We start from the raw sequence: 15,050 nt of genomic DNA, 5'->3' as shown, positions 1-15,050 counted from the left end.
CCGGCCGTGGGTCGACCTGCACGCGGTCGGATCAGCAGTGCGCGTTCAAACGGCCGTGACCCGCACCGGCACACCATTCAACGCAGCATTGCCCGACACGGCGTCACGCTGCAGCTCGTCGGTAAGATCATTGGCACTGACCCCTGGCTGCTCAGCGGCGATCTGCAATCGCGCGCCCTGGCGGCGATGGCCGAAGCCATGGGGCAGGCTGACCACGCCGGGCATGATCTCGCTGCTGGCCTGCACGTCCACCTCGACCACACCCGTGCGCGATTGAATGCTCACGCGCTGGCCATCCCTCAACTGACGCTGCTGCATATCATCGGGATGCATCAGCAACTGATGGCGCGGCTTGCCTTTTACCAGCCGATGAAAGTTATGCATCCACGAATTGTTGCTGCGCACGTGCCGGCGACCGATCAACAGCAGCTCGTCCGGCGCTGCCGGGGCCTGTCTGGCAAGGCGCTGCAAGTCTTCAAGCAGTTGCGTCGGCGCTGCCTCGACCGCTTTGCCGGGGGTAGCCAGGCGCGCTGCCAGGTTGGCGCGCAAGGGCCCCAGGTCCAGGCCGTGTGGATGCTGATCCAGGGCGTCCAGTGACAACGCCCACGGCGACGCCTGGCCATAGCGGCCGTGGCGCAACGCCAGGTCGATCATCTGCGCCGGGGGCATGGTCGGCTTCAGTTCCTTCTGCGCACGCCTGGCGAACGCCTTGGCCAGACCAACGAAGATCTCCCAGTCGTGCAAGGCACCGGCAGGCTTGGCCAGCACTGCCCGATTGAAACGGGTGACATTGCGCACCGCCAGCAGGTTGAAGGTGGTGTCGTAGTGGTCGTTTTCCAGTGCCGTGGTCGACGGCAAGATCAGGTCAGCGTGGCGCGTGGTTTCGTTGAGGTACAGGTCGATGCTGAGCATGAACTCAAGGCCGCCCAAGGCCTGGTCCAGTTGACGGCCATTGGGCGTCGACAGCACCGGATTGCCCGCCACGGTGATCAGCGCCCGCACCTGGTCAGCACCGGGCACGAGCATCTCCTCGGCCAAAGCTGCCACGGGTAGCTCGCCGGCGTATTCCGGCAACCCGGAGACGCGGCTCTGCCAGGCATTGAAATGGCCGCCTGAGGTTGTAGCGACCAGATCCACCGCAGGCTCTGTGCACAACGCCCCACCGACCCGATCAAGATTGCCGGTCACCAGATTGATCAGCTGGATCAGCCAATGGCAAAGGCTGCCGAAGGCCTGGGTCGAGACGCCCATGCGGCCATAACAGACCGCCCGTTCGGCTGCAGCGAAATCCCGCGCCAGTTGCCGAATCTGCTCGGCAGGCACCCCGCACACTGCGCTCATGCGCTCAACATCGAACGGCGCAATCGCTGCGCGGACCTGCTCCAGGCCATTGACCGGCAAGTGCGAGCTCTTGGTCAGATCCTCTGCAAACAGGGTATTGAGCAAGCCACACAACAATGCAGCGTCAGTGCCCGGGCGAATGAACAGGTGCTGATCGGCAATGGCGGCCGTTTCGCTGCGGCGCGGATCGATCACCACCAGTTGCCCGCCGCGGGCGTGCAGTGCTTTGAGGCGCTTGTGCACGTCCGGTACGGTCATGATACTGCCATTGGAGGCCAGCGGATTGCCGCCCAGAATCAGCATGAAGTCGGTGTGATCGATGTCAGGGATCGGCAGCAACAGGCCGTGGCCATACATCAGATGGCTGGTCAGGTGCTGCGGCAGTTGGTCCACCGAGGTTGCCGAAAAGCGGTTGCGGGTCTTTAGCAGGCCAAGGAAGTAGTTGCTGTGGGTCATCAGCCCGTAGTTGTGCACGCTGGGGTTGCCCTGATACACGGCCACCGCGTTGCACCCGTGCGCCTGCTGGATGCTCCAGAGTTTCTCTGCAGCCAGCTCGAATGCAGCCTCCCAGTCGATCGGCTGCCAGCGCTCGCCAACCCGTTGCAGCGGTTGTCGGAGGCGATCCGGATCGTCCTGTATATCCTCCAATGCTACCGCCTTGGGACAGATATGGCCGCGACTGAACGTATCGAGCGGATCGCCTTTGATCGAGACGATGCGTGCAGCCGCGCCGATAGGCTGGTCGATCTCGATGTTCAGGCCACAGATGGCCTCGCACAGATGACACGCACGATGATGCACAGTGGTGGCCATGGTCGACTCGCTCCGCTCAAGGGGAGCAGCCACTATGGGCCGGGCTGAAAGCGCTCGCCAGCGCACTTCGCCGGCTGAATCTTGCGCCATCAGGCAGGCGATTAACGACAGCGGGTTTGCCAAGCCCCTCACCCGCCGTGTAAAAACTCCGTAATGAATAAAAAACGGCGCCGGGCCATAGCCTTAGGACATCCGTTGATACAGGCGCACGATGAACCCCCTTTGTTTCACGCGACATTTAATTATAGTATTGCGCCTTTCCCTATTTCGTCCGCTCCGTGCGGCTTACGCCGCAGGTCTCTCCCGTTGTCAATTAAAGCCAACGACTGGCCTGCGAACCGTTGCAATTAAGGTAGTCAATCATGAGCGCTAGGCACTTTCTCTCCCTGATGGATTTCACTGCTGACGAATTGCTCGGCGTGATCCGTCGCGGCATCGAGCTGAAGGACCTGCGTAACCGCGGCGTACTGTTCGAACCACTGAAGAACCGGGTGCTGGGGATGATCTTCGAGAAAGCCTCGACCCGGACCCGCCTGTCGTTTGAAGCCGGCATGATCCAGCTTGGCGGCCAGGCGATCTTCCTGTCGCCGCGCGACACTCAGCTGGGCCGTGGTGAACCGATCGCCGACAGCGCCATCGTCATGTCGCGCATGCTCGATGCGGTGATGATCCGTACCCACCACCACCGCATCCTCACCGAATTTGCGGCCAACTCGCGGGTGCCGGTGATCAACGCCCTGTCCGATGAGTCGCACCCGTGCCAGCTGCTGGCCGACATGCAGACCTTCCTCGAACACCGTGGCTCGATCCAGGGCAAGACCGTGGCCTGGATCGGCGACGGCTACAACATGTGCAACTCGTACATCGAAGCCGCCCAGCAGTTCGACTTCCAGCTGCGCATCGCCTGCCCGGAAGGCTACGAGCCTGATCCGCGCTTCCTCGCCCTTGCCGGTGAGCGGGTGCAGATCGTGCGCGACCCCAAGCAAGCGATTGCCGGCGCCCACCTGGTTACCACCGATGTCTGGACTTCCATGGGCCAGGAAGAGGAAACTGCACGGCGCCTGGCGCATTTCGCACCGTATCAGGTCACCCGCGAACTGCTCGACCTGGCTGCACCCGACGCCTTGTTCATGCACTGCCTGCCCGCCCACCGTGGCGAGGAAATCAGCCTGGACCTGCTCGACGACCCACGTTCGGTCGCCTGGGACCAAGCTGAAAACCGCCTGCATGCACAAAAGGCCCTTCTCGAATTTCTTGTCGAACCGGCTTACCACCACGCATGAGTCATCCGTTATTGCTCAACCTGCGCAACCTCGCCTGCGGCTATGGCGACCAGCGCATCGTCCAGAACCTCAATCTGCACCTCAACGCAGGCGACATCGGTTGCCTGCTCGGGTCATCGGGTTGCGGCAAGACCACCACGCTGCGGGCGATTGCCGGCTTCGAGCCGGTGCACGACGGTGAAATCCAGCTCGCTGGCGAAGTCATTTCGCGGGCGGGTTTTACTCTGTCACCAGAGAAACGCCGGATCGGCATGGTGTTCCAGGACTACGCGCTGTTCCCGCACCTGACGGTCGCGCACAACATTGCCTTTGGCATCAGCAAGCATCCGCGCCAGGCCGCTGTGGTTGAAGAGATGCTCGAGCTGGTCAAGCTCGTCGGGCTCGGTGGGCGTTACCCGCACGAGCTGTCCGGCGGCCAGCAGCAGCGCGTTGCCCTGGCCCGAGCACTGGCGCCGGAGCCGCAACTGCTGTTGCTCGACGAGCCGTTCTCCAACCTTGACGTGGAACTGCGCAGGCGCCTCAGCCATGAGGTCCGCGACATCCTCAAAAGCCGTGGCACCAGCGCCATTCTGGTCACGCATGATCAGGAAGAGGCGTTTGCCGTCAGCGATCATGTCGGCGTGTTCAAGGAAGGTCGGCTGGAGCAGTGGGATACCCCCTACAACCTGTATCACGAACCGCAGACGCCGTTTGTGGCCAGCTTCATCGGCCAGGGCTATTTCATTCGTGGGCAGATGAGCAGCCATGAAGCGGTGACCACCGAGCTCGGCGAGCTGCGTGGCAATCGCGCCTACACCATGGCCGTTGGCAGTTCGGTTGACGTGTTGCTGCGCCCGGACGACATCGTCCATGCCCCAGACAGCCCCCTGCGCGCCAGCGTGGTTGGCAAGAGCTTCCTCGGTGCCTCAACCTTGTATCGCCTGCAGCTGGCGACCGGCAGCCAGTTGGAAGCGATCTTCGCCAGCCACATCGATCATCAGGTCGGCCAGGACGTCGGCATTGCAGTGAAGGCCGATCATCTCGTGCTGTTCCCGGTGCCGGGCAGCGTCGCCACCCAGCACGCTCGTCAGGAAAACGGCGTTCGCCGTTACAGCTCGGCGAGCTGAGACACGGCTTGGGACACGATGCCGGGTGACGGCAGCATCACCCGGCTACTCAGCCCCGGCCGATCTCGGCAAATTTCCCTTGGGTATGCTCGGCCAGTACCGCAGCAGCCAATTCGACCTCAAGTCCGCGCCGGCCAGCACTTACGTGAATGGTTGCGAACTGCTGCGCTGATTGATCGATAAAGGTGCGCAGGCGCTTCTTCTGCCCCAGTGGGCTGATCCCGCCGACCAGATACCCCGTGGCCCGCTGCGCCGCCGCCGGGTCAGCCATTTCACACTTCTTGACCCCCGCCGCATGGGCCAGAGCCTTCAGGTCGAGCGTGCCCACCACCGGCACAACGGCCACCAACAACTCGCCCTTTTCACTGCTGGCGAGCAGCGTCTTGAACACCTGCACAGGATCGATGCCGAGCTTTTCAGCGGCTTCCAGGCCATACGAGGCCGACTTCGGATCATGTTCGTAAGTGTGCACGCGGTGTTCGGCGCGGGCTTTTTTCAGCAGGTCGAGAGCGGGGGTCATGCGGGGCTCCGAGCAGAGAAGTTCGGCGGCTACTTTAGGTGAAAAGCCGCGAGCCAGCCAGCTTGTCGGCAAATCGCCAGATGCTGTCGGAATAGTCAGAGACCTCGCTGCGGGTCAAATTGTGGCTGAGCGTTCACTTTCGACCTTTGACATGAGCGTTTCTTGCCTATATTTTTTCGTTTCTGAATAAATGGCGCACTCTTAAAGTGCGCTTTCGCTTATCCGCCCGGGGTCAATGGGGATCGACTCTGGGCCTTGCTGTCGAGCGCTCCGCGCCTCACAACAACAAGAACCGAGGTCATACATGACGACTGCACTACGCGAACCCACCCTTCGGGGCCAATGCATGGCCGAGTTTTTCGGCACTGCGCTACTGATATTTTTCGGCACCGGTTGCGTCGCCGCGCTCAAGGTCGCGGGCGCCAGCTTCGGCCTGTGGGAAATCAGCATTATCTGGGGGGTCGGCGTGAGCATGGCGATCTACCTCACAGCCGGTGTATCCGGCGCCCATCTAAACCCGGCAGTGAGCATCGCCCTGAGCCTGTTCGCCGGTTTCGAAAAGCGCAAACTGCCGTTCTACATCCTCGCCCAGGTAGCTGGCGCCTTCTGTGCCGCCGCGCTGGTGTACAGCCTGTACAGCACGCTGTTCTTCGATTACGAACAATCCCACGCCATGGTCCGCGGCAGCCAGGCCAGCCTGGAGCTGGCGTCGGTGTTTTCCACCTATGCGCACCCGGCGCTGTCGATCGGCCAGGCGTTTCTGGTTGAAATGATCATCACCGCGATCCTGATGGCAGTGATCATGGCCTTAACCGACGACAACAATGGCCTGCCGCGCGGGGCCATGGCACCGCTGCTGATCGGCTTGCTGATCGCGGTAATTGGCAGCGCCATGGGCCCCCTGACCGGCTTTGCGATGAACCCTGCCCGAGATTTTGGTCCAAAGCTGATGACGTTCCTGGCAGGCTGGGGTGATATCGCCTTCACTGGCGGGCGTGACATTCCGTATTTCCTGATTCCGATATTCGCGCCCATTGTGGGTGCATGCCTGGGCGCTGCCGCCTACCGTGGCCTGATCGCCCGCAACTTGCCCACCGCGCAGGTTGCACTCGGGCAAACAGACGATAATTCTCAGAGCGATGCGCGGGCCTCCTGACCGGAGAGCCGCTGCCGACAGCCAGGCACAGCGCCTGGCCTCCCCCCTATTTTGTGCAAGGCCACTGACATGACAGACACCCAGGACAAGAACTACATCATCGCCCTGGACCAGGGCACCACCAGTTCGCGAGCGATCATCTTCGACCGTGACGCAAACGTGGTGGGCACCTCCCAGCGTGAGTTCGTCCAGCATTATCCGCAGGCTGGCTGGGTCGAGCATGACCCGATGGAAATCTTCGCCACCCAGAGCGCGACCATGGTCGAGGCCCTGGCCCAGGCCAGCATCAGCCACGCCCAGGTCGCCGCCATCGGCATCACCAACCAGCGTGAAACCACGGTGGTGTGGGACAAGGAAAGCGGCCGCCCGGTGTACAACGCCATCGTCTGGCAGTGCCGGCGCAGCACCGAGATCTGCGCCCAGCTCAAGCGCGATGGCCATGAAGACTACATCCGCGAAACCACCGGTCTGGTCACCGACCCGTACTTCTCCGGGACCAAGCTGAAGTGGATCCTGGACAACGTCGAAGGTGTCCGCGAGCGCGCCGAGCGCGGCGAACTGCTGTTCGGCACCATCGATACCTGGCTGATCTGGAAATTCACCGGCGGCAAGGTACATGTCACCGACTACACCAACGCCTCGCGTACATTGATGTTCAACATCCACACGTTGCAGTGGGATGAAAAGATGCTCGAGCTGCTCGGTGTGCCACGCCAGATGCTGCCAGAGGTGCGCGGCTCCTCCGAGGTGTATGGCCAGACCAAGAGCGGCATCGACATCGCCGGTATCGCCGGCGACCAGCAATCGGCGCTGTTCGGCCAGATGTGCGTCGAGCCAGGCCAGGCCAAGAACACCTATGGCACCGGCTGCTTCCTGCTGATGAACACCGGCGACAAGGCGGTCAGCTCCTCCCACGGCCTGCTTACCACCATCGCTTGCGGCCCCCGTGGCGAAGTCGCTTACGCGCTGGAAGGCGCAGTGTTCAACGGCGGCTCGACCGTGCAGTGGCTGCGCGATGAACTGAAGATCGTCAACGATGCGCTCGACACCGAGTACTTCGCCAGCAAGGTCAAGGACAGCAACGGAGTCTATCTGGTGCCGGCCTTCACCGGGCTGGGCGCGCCCTACTGGGACCCGTACGCACGCGGCGCACTGTTCGGCCTGACCCGCGGGGTCAAGGTCGATCACATCATCCGCGCCGCACTGGAGTCGATCGCCTACCAGACCCGCGACGTCCTCGATGCCATGCAGCAGGACTGCGGCCAGCGCCTGAGCGAACTGCGCGTGGATGGCGGCGCGGTGGCCAACAACTTCCTCATGCAGTTCCAGGCCGACATCCTCGGCAGCTGTGTCGAGCGGCCGAAGATGCGCGAAACCACCGCCCTCGGCGCTGCCTACCTGGCCGGGCTGGCCAGCGGCTTCTGGAGCAGCCTGGATGAGCTGCGCGACAAGGCTATCATCGAGCGCGAGTTCAGCCCGCAGCTGGATGAAGCGCAGAAAGAGAAGCTCTATGCCGGCTGGCAGAAAGCGGTCGAGCGTACCCGTGACTGGGAAGATCACGACGCCTGATTGAAACTGTAGCGTTTCATGCCCTGCCCACTTCGGTCGCCATGTTCAGCACATGGCGACCGACTTGTTTGTACTGCGCACACTGGCTGTCATCCCTTTCCTACGGCATCATTGCAGCATTTGTCCGGCAGCCCCCAAGGACCGCCCATGAATCTGCCCCCGCGCCAACAACAAATCCTCGAACTGGTGCGCGAACGCGGCTACGTCAGTATCGAAGAAATGGCCCAGCTGTTCGTCGTTACCCCGCAAACCATTCGCCGCGATATCAACCAGCTTGCCGAGAGCAACCTGCTGCGGCGCTACCATGGTGGCGCGGCGTATGACTCGAGCATCGAAAACACCGCCTATGCCATGCGCGCCGACCAGATGCGCGACGAGAAACAGCGCATCGCCGAAGCCGTGGCCCGGCAGATCCCGGACCATGCCTCGGTATTCATCAACATCGGCACCACCACCGAGTCGATTGCCCGCGCTCTGCTCAATCACAATCACCTCAAGGTCATTACCAACAACCTGCACGTGGCGTCGATCCTCAGTGCCAAGGATGACTTCGAAGTGCTGGTCGCTGGCGGCACGGTGCGCCGTGACGGCGGCGTGGTCGGCCAGGCGAGTGTCGACTTTATCAGCCAGTTCAAGGTCGATTTCGCCTTGGTCGGCATCAGCGGCATCGATGAAGACGGCAGCCTGCTGGATTTCGATTATCAGGAAGTGCGTGTTTCCCAGGCGATCATTGCCAATGCGCGGCAGGTCATCCTCGCCGCCGACTCGAGCAAGTACGGGCGCAACGCAATGGTCCGGCTCGGCTCGATCAATCTGGTCGATTGCCTGGTGACCGATCAGCCGCCCTCGCCCGCCTTGAACCAACTGCTCAACGACAACAAGGTCCGCCTGGAAGTGGTGTGACCTGCACGCGGCGTCGCACTGAGCGCCGCGTCATGTTCGCTATTGTTCATTTCGCCCCGCCTATTGAAGTTTTCCATGAAGACTCGCTGGCGAATGCTTGCATGTTGCGCTAGTATTTTCGCAAACGAACATCGATGTTCATTTTCGATGGTATCAGCCTCAGGAGGCCTTGCCCGTGTCCCAGCCCGTTTCCTCCCAGCCCGTCCCTGCCGATTGCTACGATATTGCCGTGATTGGCGGCGGTATCAACGGTGTGGGCATTGCCGCTGACGCTGCCGGGCGCGGCCTGAAAGTGTTCCTTTGCGAAAAGGACGACCTGGCGCAACACACCTCCTCGGCCAGCAGCAAGCTGATCCATGGTGGCCTGCGCTATCTGGAACATTACGAATTCCGTCTGGTTCGTGAGGCCCTGGCTGAACGAGAGGTGCTCCTGGCCAAGGCTCCGCACATCGTCAAGCCAATGCGCTTCGTGCTGCCACACAGGCCGCACCTGCGCCCTGCGTGGATGATCCGGGCGGGGCTGTTCCTCTATGATCATTTGGGCAAACGCAAGCGCCTCGGCGCGTCGCGCAGCCTGCGTTTTGGCGCTGGCAATCCGCTCAAACCATCGATCAGCCGGGGTTTCGAGTACGCCGACTGTGCTGTCGACGATGCCCGTCTGGTAGTACTCAATGCCATGGCTGCCCGCGAACACGGCGCACATATCCATACTCGTACGCGCTGCCTCAGTGCCGCACGCCTTGACGGCATGTGGCAGGTCGAGCTGCAGGAGACCAACGGCACACTGCGCACCATTCGTGCCCGTGCGCTGGTCAACGCGGCAGGCCCGTGGGTGGCCAGCTTCATCAAGGACGACCTCAAGCTACAGGCCCCTTACGGCATCCGTCTGATCCAGGGCAGCCACCTGATCGTGCCGCGCCTCTACGAGGGCGAACATGCCTATATCCTGCAAAATGAAGACCAGCGCATCGTATTCTGCATCCCGTATCTTGAGCGTTTTACCCTGATCGGCACTACGGACCGCGAGTACACCGGCGACCCGGCCCAGGTTGCGATTACCGAACAGGAAACCAGCTACCTGCTGAAGGTCGTCAACGAGCATTTCAACCATCAGCTGAGTGAGGCCGACATCCTGCATACCTATTCGGGTGTGCGGCCGCTGTGCAACGATGAGTCGGACAACCCCTCGGCAGTGACACGCGACTACACTCTTGCCCTCTCCGCGCAAGCCGGCCAGGCGCCGCTGTTGTCGGTATTCGGCGGCAAGCTTACGACCTACCGCAAGTTGGCCGAATCGGCCATGGCTGAACTCAAGCCATTCTTCACCCAGATGCGCGGCAGCTGGACGGCCACTGCACCACTGCCGGGCGGCGAGAATATGACAACGGTACCGGCGTTGGTCGATGCCGTTACGGCACGTTTCAGCTGGTTGCCCGTGGACATGGCCAAGCGCTGGGTACTGGCCTATGGCAGCCGCGTATGGCGGCTGCTTGATGGCGCCAACGGCCCCGAGGATCTGGGCCAGGCGATTGGCGCCGGGCTGTTCACCCGCGAGGTGGATTACCTGCTGGAGGCGGAATGGGCCCAGACAGCCGATGACATCCTCTGGCGTCGTGGCAAGCTGGGCCTGTCGCTGACCGCACAAGAACACACCGACCTGGAGCAATACCTGAAGCAGGCTCGTAAGATTCGCGCCGACCGCCGCGCAGCCTGATCATGCCGGCCCAGCCCTCTTGACTCTTCAAGGGGGCGTGCACGCTCAGCGTTCATAGGCTTCCCGAGCAAGGCGCACCAGCAGTGCACGCTCGCTGCGGTCGTAATCAGTCCTCAGTGCTTTACAGCGTTGCAGAAATTCGCTTTCGTCGATCACTTGCTCATCAACCTGAGCCTGCAACGCCTCCATGCGCTGGTGCAGCGGCTGCACAAGCTCTTCAAATCGCTGCGCATGAAACTCCCGCGCATACTGTTCCCAAAACGGTCGCTGAGCCAACGATTGAATCAGGGTTTCGACAGATTCGTTGCTCAGCACGATGTCCTGCGCCCGCAGCAGATCACTGGTGGTGATGTTCGCGAAACCCGGGTAGTGCATTTCGTCGATCTCGATCGGCAGGCCCAGGGGATGCGTAAGCCGCTGCCGGTAGAACAGCCTGACCTCGATTTCATCGACATGTGGAGCGTGCTCGGCCTGCATGCGTTGCACGTGCAGCGTAGCCAGGCGGTCGACCTCGTCGAGTCTGGACAGGCCACGGCCCAAGCCCAGCAAGCGGGCTTCGATCCGGTAACCATGGGCATCTTCAACAGCACGCTGCACCAGCACGCCGAGCTCCATTTGCTCCAGCAGCAGGATCAGCCGGTCTTCACAGCTGCGTGGGCCAGATGCCTCGAGAAAGATCTGCTGTCGCAACTGCTCATGCTGTTCGCAGGTTTCCAGAATGCGCCAGATACGGCTGCGGTAATGCCCGGAGTGCTGCTCGAAGTCCTCGGTGTGGGCGAAGTCTGCCAGGAAGCGAAATAGCCCTTGCGACTGCGGTTCTTCAAGCAGTGCTGTCCAGGTCGCCTGCTGGCGGTCACGCTCGGCGGAATCCGCGGCACTACCGGCCCACCTGTTGAACAGATTGCTGTCAACCGCACGATGCCGTGCGGACGCTGCCCCCCGTTGCCCCGGGCTAAGCCCGCGGGCTTCATCGAGCAGCGCTTCGTCAGCTGCGTTCAGCGGGTTGTCGTGCAAGGACAACTGTTCTACCTGCAGGCGCAACTGTTGCACCTCTCGACGTAGTGCGCGAATGTTGTTGTTGCGCAAGTCCACAAAAGCACGAAACGAAACCCGCTCAGGTAACGCCTCCAGGCCGGCAGAGCGCAGGTTGACCTCCCGCAAATGGCCCAGACGGGTCAATACCGGTGCCCTCCCCAACGGGTTGTGGCTGAGGTCGACACGTCGCAGTGCGCTTGCCCCAACAAGCCGCAGTTCCCCGCCCTCGTCCATCACCACCCTGTTGCGCCGCAGATTCAGATACCGCAGGTGGGGCATCTGTTCAATGCCGTGGGGGATCGCAGCCAGGCGATTGCCGGATAGGTCGAGCTCCACCAAATTTGGAAAACGCCTGAGAAATTCCCCATCGATTTCAGTCAGGCCCATGTCGGTCAGGATCAGACGCCGGACATGATCAAAGCTCACCCCCTGCGGTAAATCGGGCAGGCTACCGATTCGCTCGCCGTCGATAAGCAACGCGTAGTCGCCGCGCTCATCCGTAATCTTTCGCCGCCAGCTGCGCCGTATCGCCGTAGCGACCCGGCGCCGGCGCAGCGCATCCAGCGGATTACTGGCGTCCCTGCGCCACTGGCGCAACCCTCGACGCAGGCTCGACAACTGGTCCATCAGCTGGCTGTAATGTTCCCACAGCCCTACCCGCCGCTCCGTGAGGTCGAACAGATAGGCTTGTAGTTGGTCGTCCGTCAATGTCGGAAAAACCTGGTTAATACCACGCCTCATCGCCCGCCGGCTGCTCTCGCCTCGGCCACTCAATGGGTAACCGACACGCCCGTCACCCAACCGGGTCGGCGGCCGCAGGCCGGCGCCCAGGCGCGCCATGCCACAGAGCTCGGCCGCCTGGCGGCGATCAGTGGCGGCTGCTTCGATCAGCAGCGTGCCCAAGGCGTCAGGACTGACCCCGGCATCGCCAAGATCAACTGTTTGCGTCTCGTCAAGCGCAGCCAGCACTGCAGCCAGATAGGAGCCAGAGGTGGAGTGCCCCGCATAGCGGTAGCCGTCGCTGCGGCGCACGATACACCGCACGTCCAGGGCCTCCTCTGTGCCAATACTGGCCAGGTGCCGGCCGCTCTGGCTGCCTTCACGCACTTCGATCCGCAGAGTTTCCGGCCAGGCTACCTGACGCCTCAACAAGCCAAGGGCCAAGCGTTCAGTGTCGGGATTGACGCACCGCGGCAGGCGCAAACCGGCGCACGCCCGATCCAGGCGGCTTTCGCGCAGTGACCATCGGGCGCGCTCGGCCACCGCCAGGGGAATACGCTGTGCGTCGCTGAGTGTATCGAGTTGGGCCCCGCTGCATTGCTGCAGGACCTCGCGCGTGCAGCGAATCGACAGGCTCGGGAATGTTCGCTGCAGTAGTCGCTCAATGCCCTTGGGCCGCACCTGCCGCGCGGCAACGTGCTGGGCCAGGCGCGGCGCGCCGAAGTCTGGATGTTGTTCATGCGCCTGATGAAGCTCTAGGGCATCAAGCAAGCGTGCAGGTGGGCCCATGTGTTCCACATGCAAACGACGAATCTGTGCTTCGGTGAGCCCGGTCACCTGTAGGAGATAGTCGCAGGTTGCCTCCGGCAGCTCTGCCAGTGGAGTACTCAGGCGACGGACCAGATTGGCCCTTCCTGCCCAGTGCTGGGGAGCTTCCAGTTCGTGGCGCCAGCCCCCGCCGCCGTTCTCTTCGATAACCGGCCGGTAAGCACTCCTGCGACCCGGGTGCATGATCCTCGAGCGGCCGTCCTGAGGATTGTCAACAACCCGGTAACGCCCCTCGTCGACATGCCAGAGCCATTCCTGTGCGCCTACACGACGTACAGGCTGGGCATCGTAACCCGGCAGGTCTGTGGCCATGAGTTTGACCTTGCCAGTGGAGGTGTACACCGGAGCCAGGTCATCCACGAAAGCCAAGCGTTCAACGGCGCGTACGGCAAGTTTGCTGCCGCCAGCGATCAGCACGCCGACTACGACGTTCTCGGCAACGTTGAACAGGTGGTTCAAGGCCCCTTCGCGGTCACCCATGCGCCAGTCTTCGTATCCTTCATACACTTCGCCTACAATCTGTACCGCGTTCGCCACCATCAGCACTGCGCCAAGCACCGGCACGAAGAAGCCGGCCAAATTGAGCACATTCAAACCCAGCTCCATGTAGCCCTGCATGCGCGCCTCCCGGTCCTCGTCGTCTTCGACATTGGTGGGCACGGCGAGTACCTGGGCGTCGTCCATGATCTTGGCGAGATATTGCCTGCGCAGGTGTTCAAACGGCGAGTCGGTGATCGAGGCCGAACGGGCATCGAGCTCCACTGAGGCTGCGCGCGCCTCTGAAACCCGCTCGTTCAGTACCCGATAGAAATTGATGCGCTCACGCTCGCTTACAAAGCGTGCAAAAAAACGTCGGTACGCCGGTTCACGGAAACGCTCGCCAAGATGCCGGTTCAGCGCTGCCCAACTGGCATGACGGGAAACAGGCACCTGAGGGTCGTCAGGTATCCAGAGAACCACCGACTCCACTGCCTCGTTGAGGGAAGGGCGCACTTCCAGCGCCAGCACCCCTTGCACCGGTCGACCCAACAGGTACAACTGACGAGGCACAACCGTGCCCACCACCGACGGAACCACCGGCTTTTCGCTCACCTGCGGCAACAACAAGAAATACGTGCGCTCGTCAATATCGCCTTTGAACGCAGCGATCCGCATAGCCACTTCGAAATTGGCCCTGAAATTGGCTTCGAACAGCCCGTGCAAACGGGAGGTCGCCTGGCCCGGCTCATCCTCCGGGCCGTCTTCAGGCTGTAGATGGCGCGCCAGCAACGCCTGGTACTTGCCACCTACGTCAATCTCGCGACACGCGGAGGCGAACGCCGGAAAGCTCATCGGCAAGCGAGCGCCCTTGCAGTCGACCAGTTCTCCCTTGAACTGCAGCCTAGGGCGCGTTTCCACCCGGTGATAGTTATGCAGCGCCGCTTCCAGCAATGACCGCTTGGAACGACGAATGTAGGTGGAATGCGGCAGCGCCGGGGATAAGGTAGGCACCACCAGCCGCTGCGAGACGCGCACCTTGCTACCAGTCACGTCCGGGTTGCTGATACCACTCGCGCGCAGTTTCGGCTTGAGCAAGTCTTTCGCAAAGGTATGCAAGGAGGGGATGGCTTTCAGGACCGGATCAAGCCGTGAATGGCACAAGGCCTGGCGGCGCAAGGCATGGCGAAGGGCATCGAGCCTTTCCGGTTGCGTGTGGTCCACCAGCCATCTAGGCAGGCATTGGGCGATGAGGGTATCAATGGAGTCGCTCTGGGGCTGATCAGTGGGCATGGGCGAGCCTCGGCTGGCAAAGCGCACAGCACACCAAGTGAACGCCCCTGTCGTGCATTACATAGTTATAGCATCGGCTGTCTGCCAGCGCCTCGCGTTCGGATAACCGAACACAAAACCGTGCATCGTTCGGCAGGTCGAACATCTGCGGAACTTTCAAACAGTCAAACTCACGCAATGATAAGTCGTTAAGGTCGACAGCAAGGCTTGGCACGAGTCATGCTCTACACTTGGAAGCCGAATGCACCGCTTCATGCTGTATTCGTTGAACGAAGAGTCCGCCAACGGCTCC

The 15,050-nt window shown here is 61.9% G+C and carries 9 protein-coding genes; 6 read left to right on the top strand and 3 right to left on the bottom strand.

What is annotated here, in order from left to right; genetic code table 11:
* Nucleotides 1–45: 45 nt before the first annotated feature.
* On the bottom strand, nucleotides 46–2,154 hold the full coding sequence (locus FW789_RS20080) for a molybdopterin-dependent oxidoreductase (protein ID WP_446431938.1): 2,109 nt from the start codon (nucleotides 2,152–2,154) through the stop codon (nucleotides 46–48).
* Between the two features lie 362 nt (nucleotides 2,155–2,516).
* Here FW789_RS20080 and argF point away from each other — a divergent pair, with 362 nt between their 5' ends.
* Entirely contained in the window at nucleotides 2,517–3,437 is a 921-nt protein-coding gene (gene argF, locus FW789_RS20075; protein WP_103438362.1) for an ornithine carbamoyltransferase, read from the top strand.
* Nucleotides 3,434–4,543 carry an ABC transporter ATP-binding protein gene (locus FW789_RS20070; RefSeq protein WP_103438363.1) on the top strand — a complete coding sequence of 370 codons (1,110 nt, stop codon included), beginning with the start codon at nucleotides 3,434–3,436 and terminating at the stop codon, nucleotides 4,541–4,543. Before argF ends, FW789_RS20070 begins: the two co-directional genes overlap by 4 nt.
* A gap of 49 nt (nucleotides 4,544–4,592) precedes the next feature.
* Here FW789_RS20070 and ybaK read toward each other — a convergent pair whose 3' ends face one another.
* Nucleotides 4,593–5,063 carry a Cys-tRNA(Pro) deacylase gene (gene ybaK / locus FW789_RS20065; RefSeq protein ID WP_186700765.1) on the bottom strand — a complete coding sequence of 157 codons (471 nt, stop codon included), beginning with the start codon at nucleotides 5,061–5,063 and terminating at the stop codon, nucleotides 4,593–4,595.
* Nucleotides 5,064–5,367: 304 nt separating this feature from the next.
* Here ybaK and FW789_RS20060 point away from each other — a divergent pair, with 304 nt between their 5' ends.
* The 4 genes from FW789_RS20060 (at nucleotide 5,368) to glpD (ending at nucleotide 10,405) form a co-directional block, all read left to right on the top strand.
* A complete protein-coding gene (locus FW789_RS20060; RefSeq protein WP_103438365.1) occupies nucleotides 5,368–6,219 on the top strand; it encodes an MIP/aquaporin family protein in 852 nt (283 codons plus the stop codon).
* A 69-nt stretch (nucleotides 6,220–6,288) separates the two neighbouring features.
* Nucleotides 6,289–7,788 carry a glycerol kinase GlpK gene (gene glpK / locus FW789_RS20055; protein ID WP_101321848.1) on the top strand — a complete coding sequence of 500 codons (1,500 nt, stop codon included), beginning with the start codon at nucleotides 6,289–6,291 and terminating at the stop codon, nucleotides 7,786–7,788.
* A gap of 147 nt (nucleotides 7,789–7,935) precedes the next feature.
* Nucleotides 7,936–8,691 (top strand): DNA-binding transcriptional repressor GlpR, encoded by a 756-nt coding sequence (glpR, locus tag FW789_RS20050; RefSeq protein WP_101321849.1) that lies wholly within the window; start codon nucleotides 7,936–7,938, stop codon nucleotides 8,689–8,691.
* Nucleotides 8,692–8,866: 175 nt separating this feature from the next.
* Nucleotides 8,867–10,405: a glycerol-3-phosphate dehydrogenase gene (glpD, locus tag FW789_RS20045; protein WP_446431937.1), complete on the top strand. Its 1,539-nt coding sequence runs from the start codon at nucleotides 8,867–8,869 to the stop codon at nucleotides 10,403–10,405.
* A gap of 45 nt (nucleotides 10,406–10,450) precedes the next feature.
* Here glpD and FW789_RS20040 read toward each other — a convergent pair whose 3' ends face one another.
* Complete coding sequence (locus FW789_RS20040; protein ID WP_446431936.1) at nucleotides 10,451–14,758, bottom strand: NEL-type E3 ubiquitin ligase domain-containing protein; 4,308 nt, start codon at nucleotides 14,756–14,758, stop codon at nucleotides 10,451–10,453.
* Between the last annotated feature and the right edge of the window lie 292 nt (nucleotides 14,759–15,050).

This window comes from Pseudomonas sp. 1121_17, assembly GCF_052850745.1.
Note: the sequence above shows the minus strand (reverse complement) of the source record. Positions and strands in the feature narration are given on the sequence as shown.

Bases quoted from the DNA above. Each gene is read 5' to 3' on its own strand.
- FW789_RS20080 (WP_446431938.1), bottom strand. From the start codon at position 2,154: ATGGCCACCACTGTGCATCATCGTGCGTGTCATCTGTGCGAGGCCATC.
- argF (WP_103438362.1), top strand. From the start codon at position 2,517: ATGAGCGCTAGGCACTTTCTCTCCCTGATGGATTTCACTGCTGACGAA.
- FW789_RS20070 (WP_103438363.1), top strand. From the start codon at position 3,434: ATGAGTCATCCGTTATTGCTCAACCTGCGCAACCTCGCCTGCGGCTAT.
- ybaK (WP_186700765.1), bottom strand. From the start codon at position 5,063: ATGACCCCCGCTCTCGACCTGCTGAAAAAAGCCCGCGCCGAACACCGC.
- FW789_RS20060 (WP_103438365.1), top strand. From the start codon at position 5,368: ATGACGACTGCACTACGCGAACCCACCCTTCGGGGCCAATGCATGGCC.
- glpK (WP_101321848.1), top strand. From the start codon at position 6,289: ATGACAGACACCCAGGACAAGAACTACATCATCGCCCTGGACCAGGGC.
- glpR (WP_101321849.1), top strand. From the start codon at position 7,936: ATGAATCTGCCCCCGCGCCAACAACAAATCCTCGAACTGGTGCGCGAA.
- FW789_RS20040 (WP_446431936.1), bottom strand. From the start codon at position 14,758: ATGCCCACTGATCAGCCCCAGAGCGACTCCATTGATACCCTCATCGCC.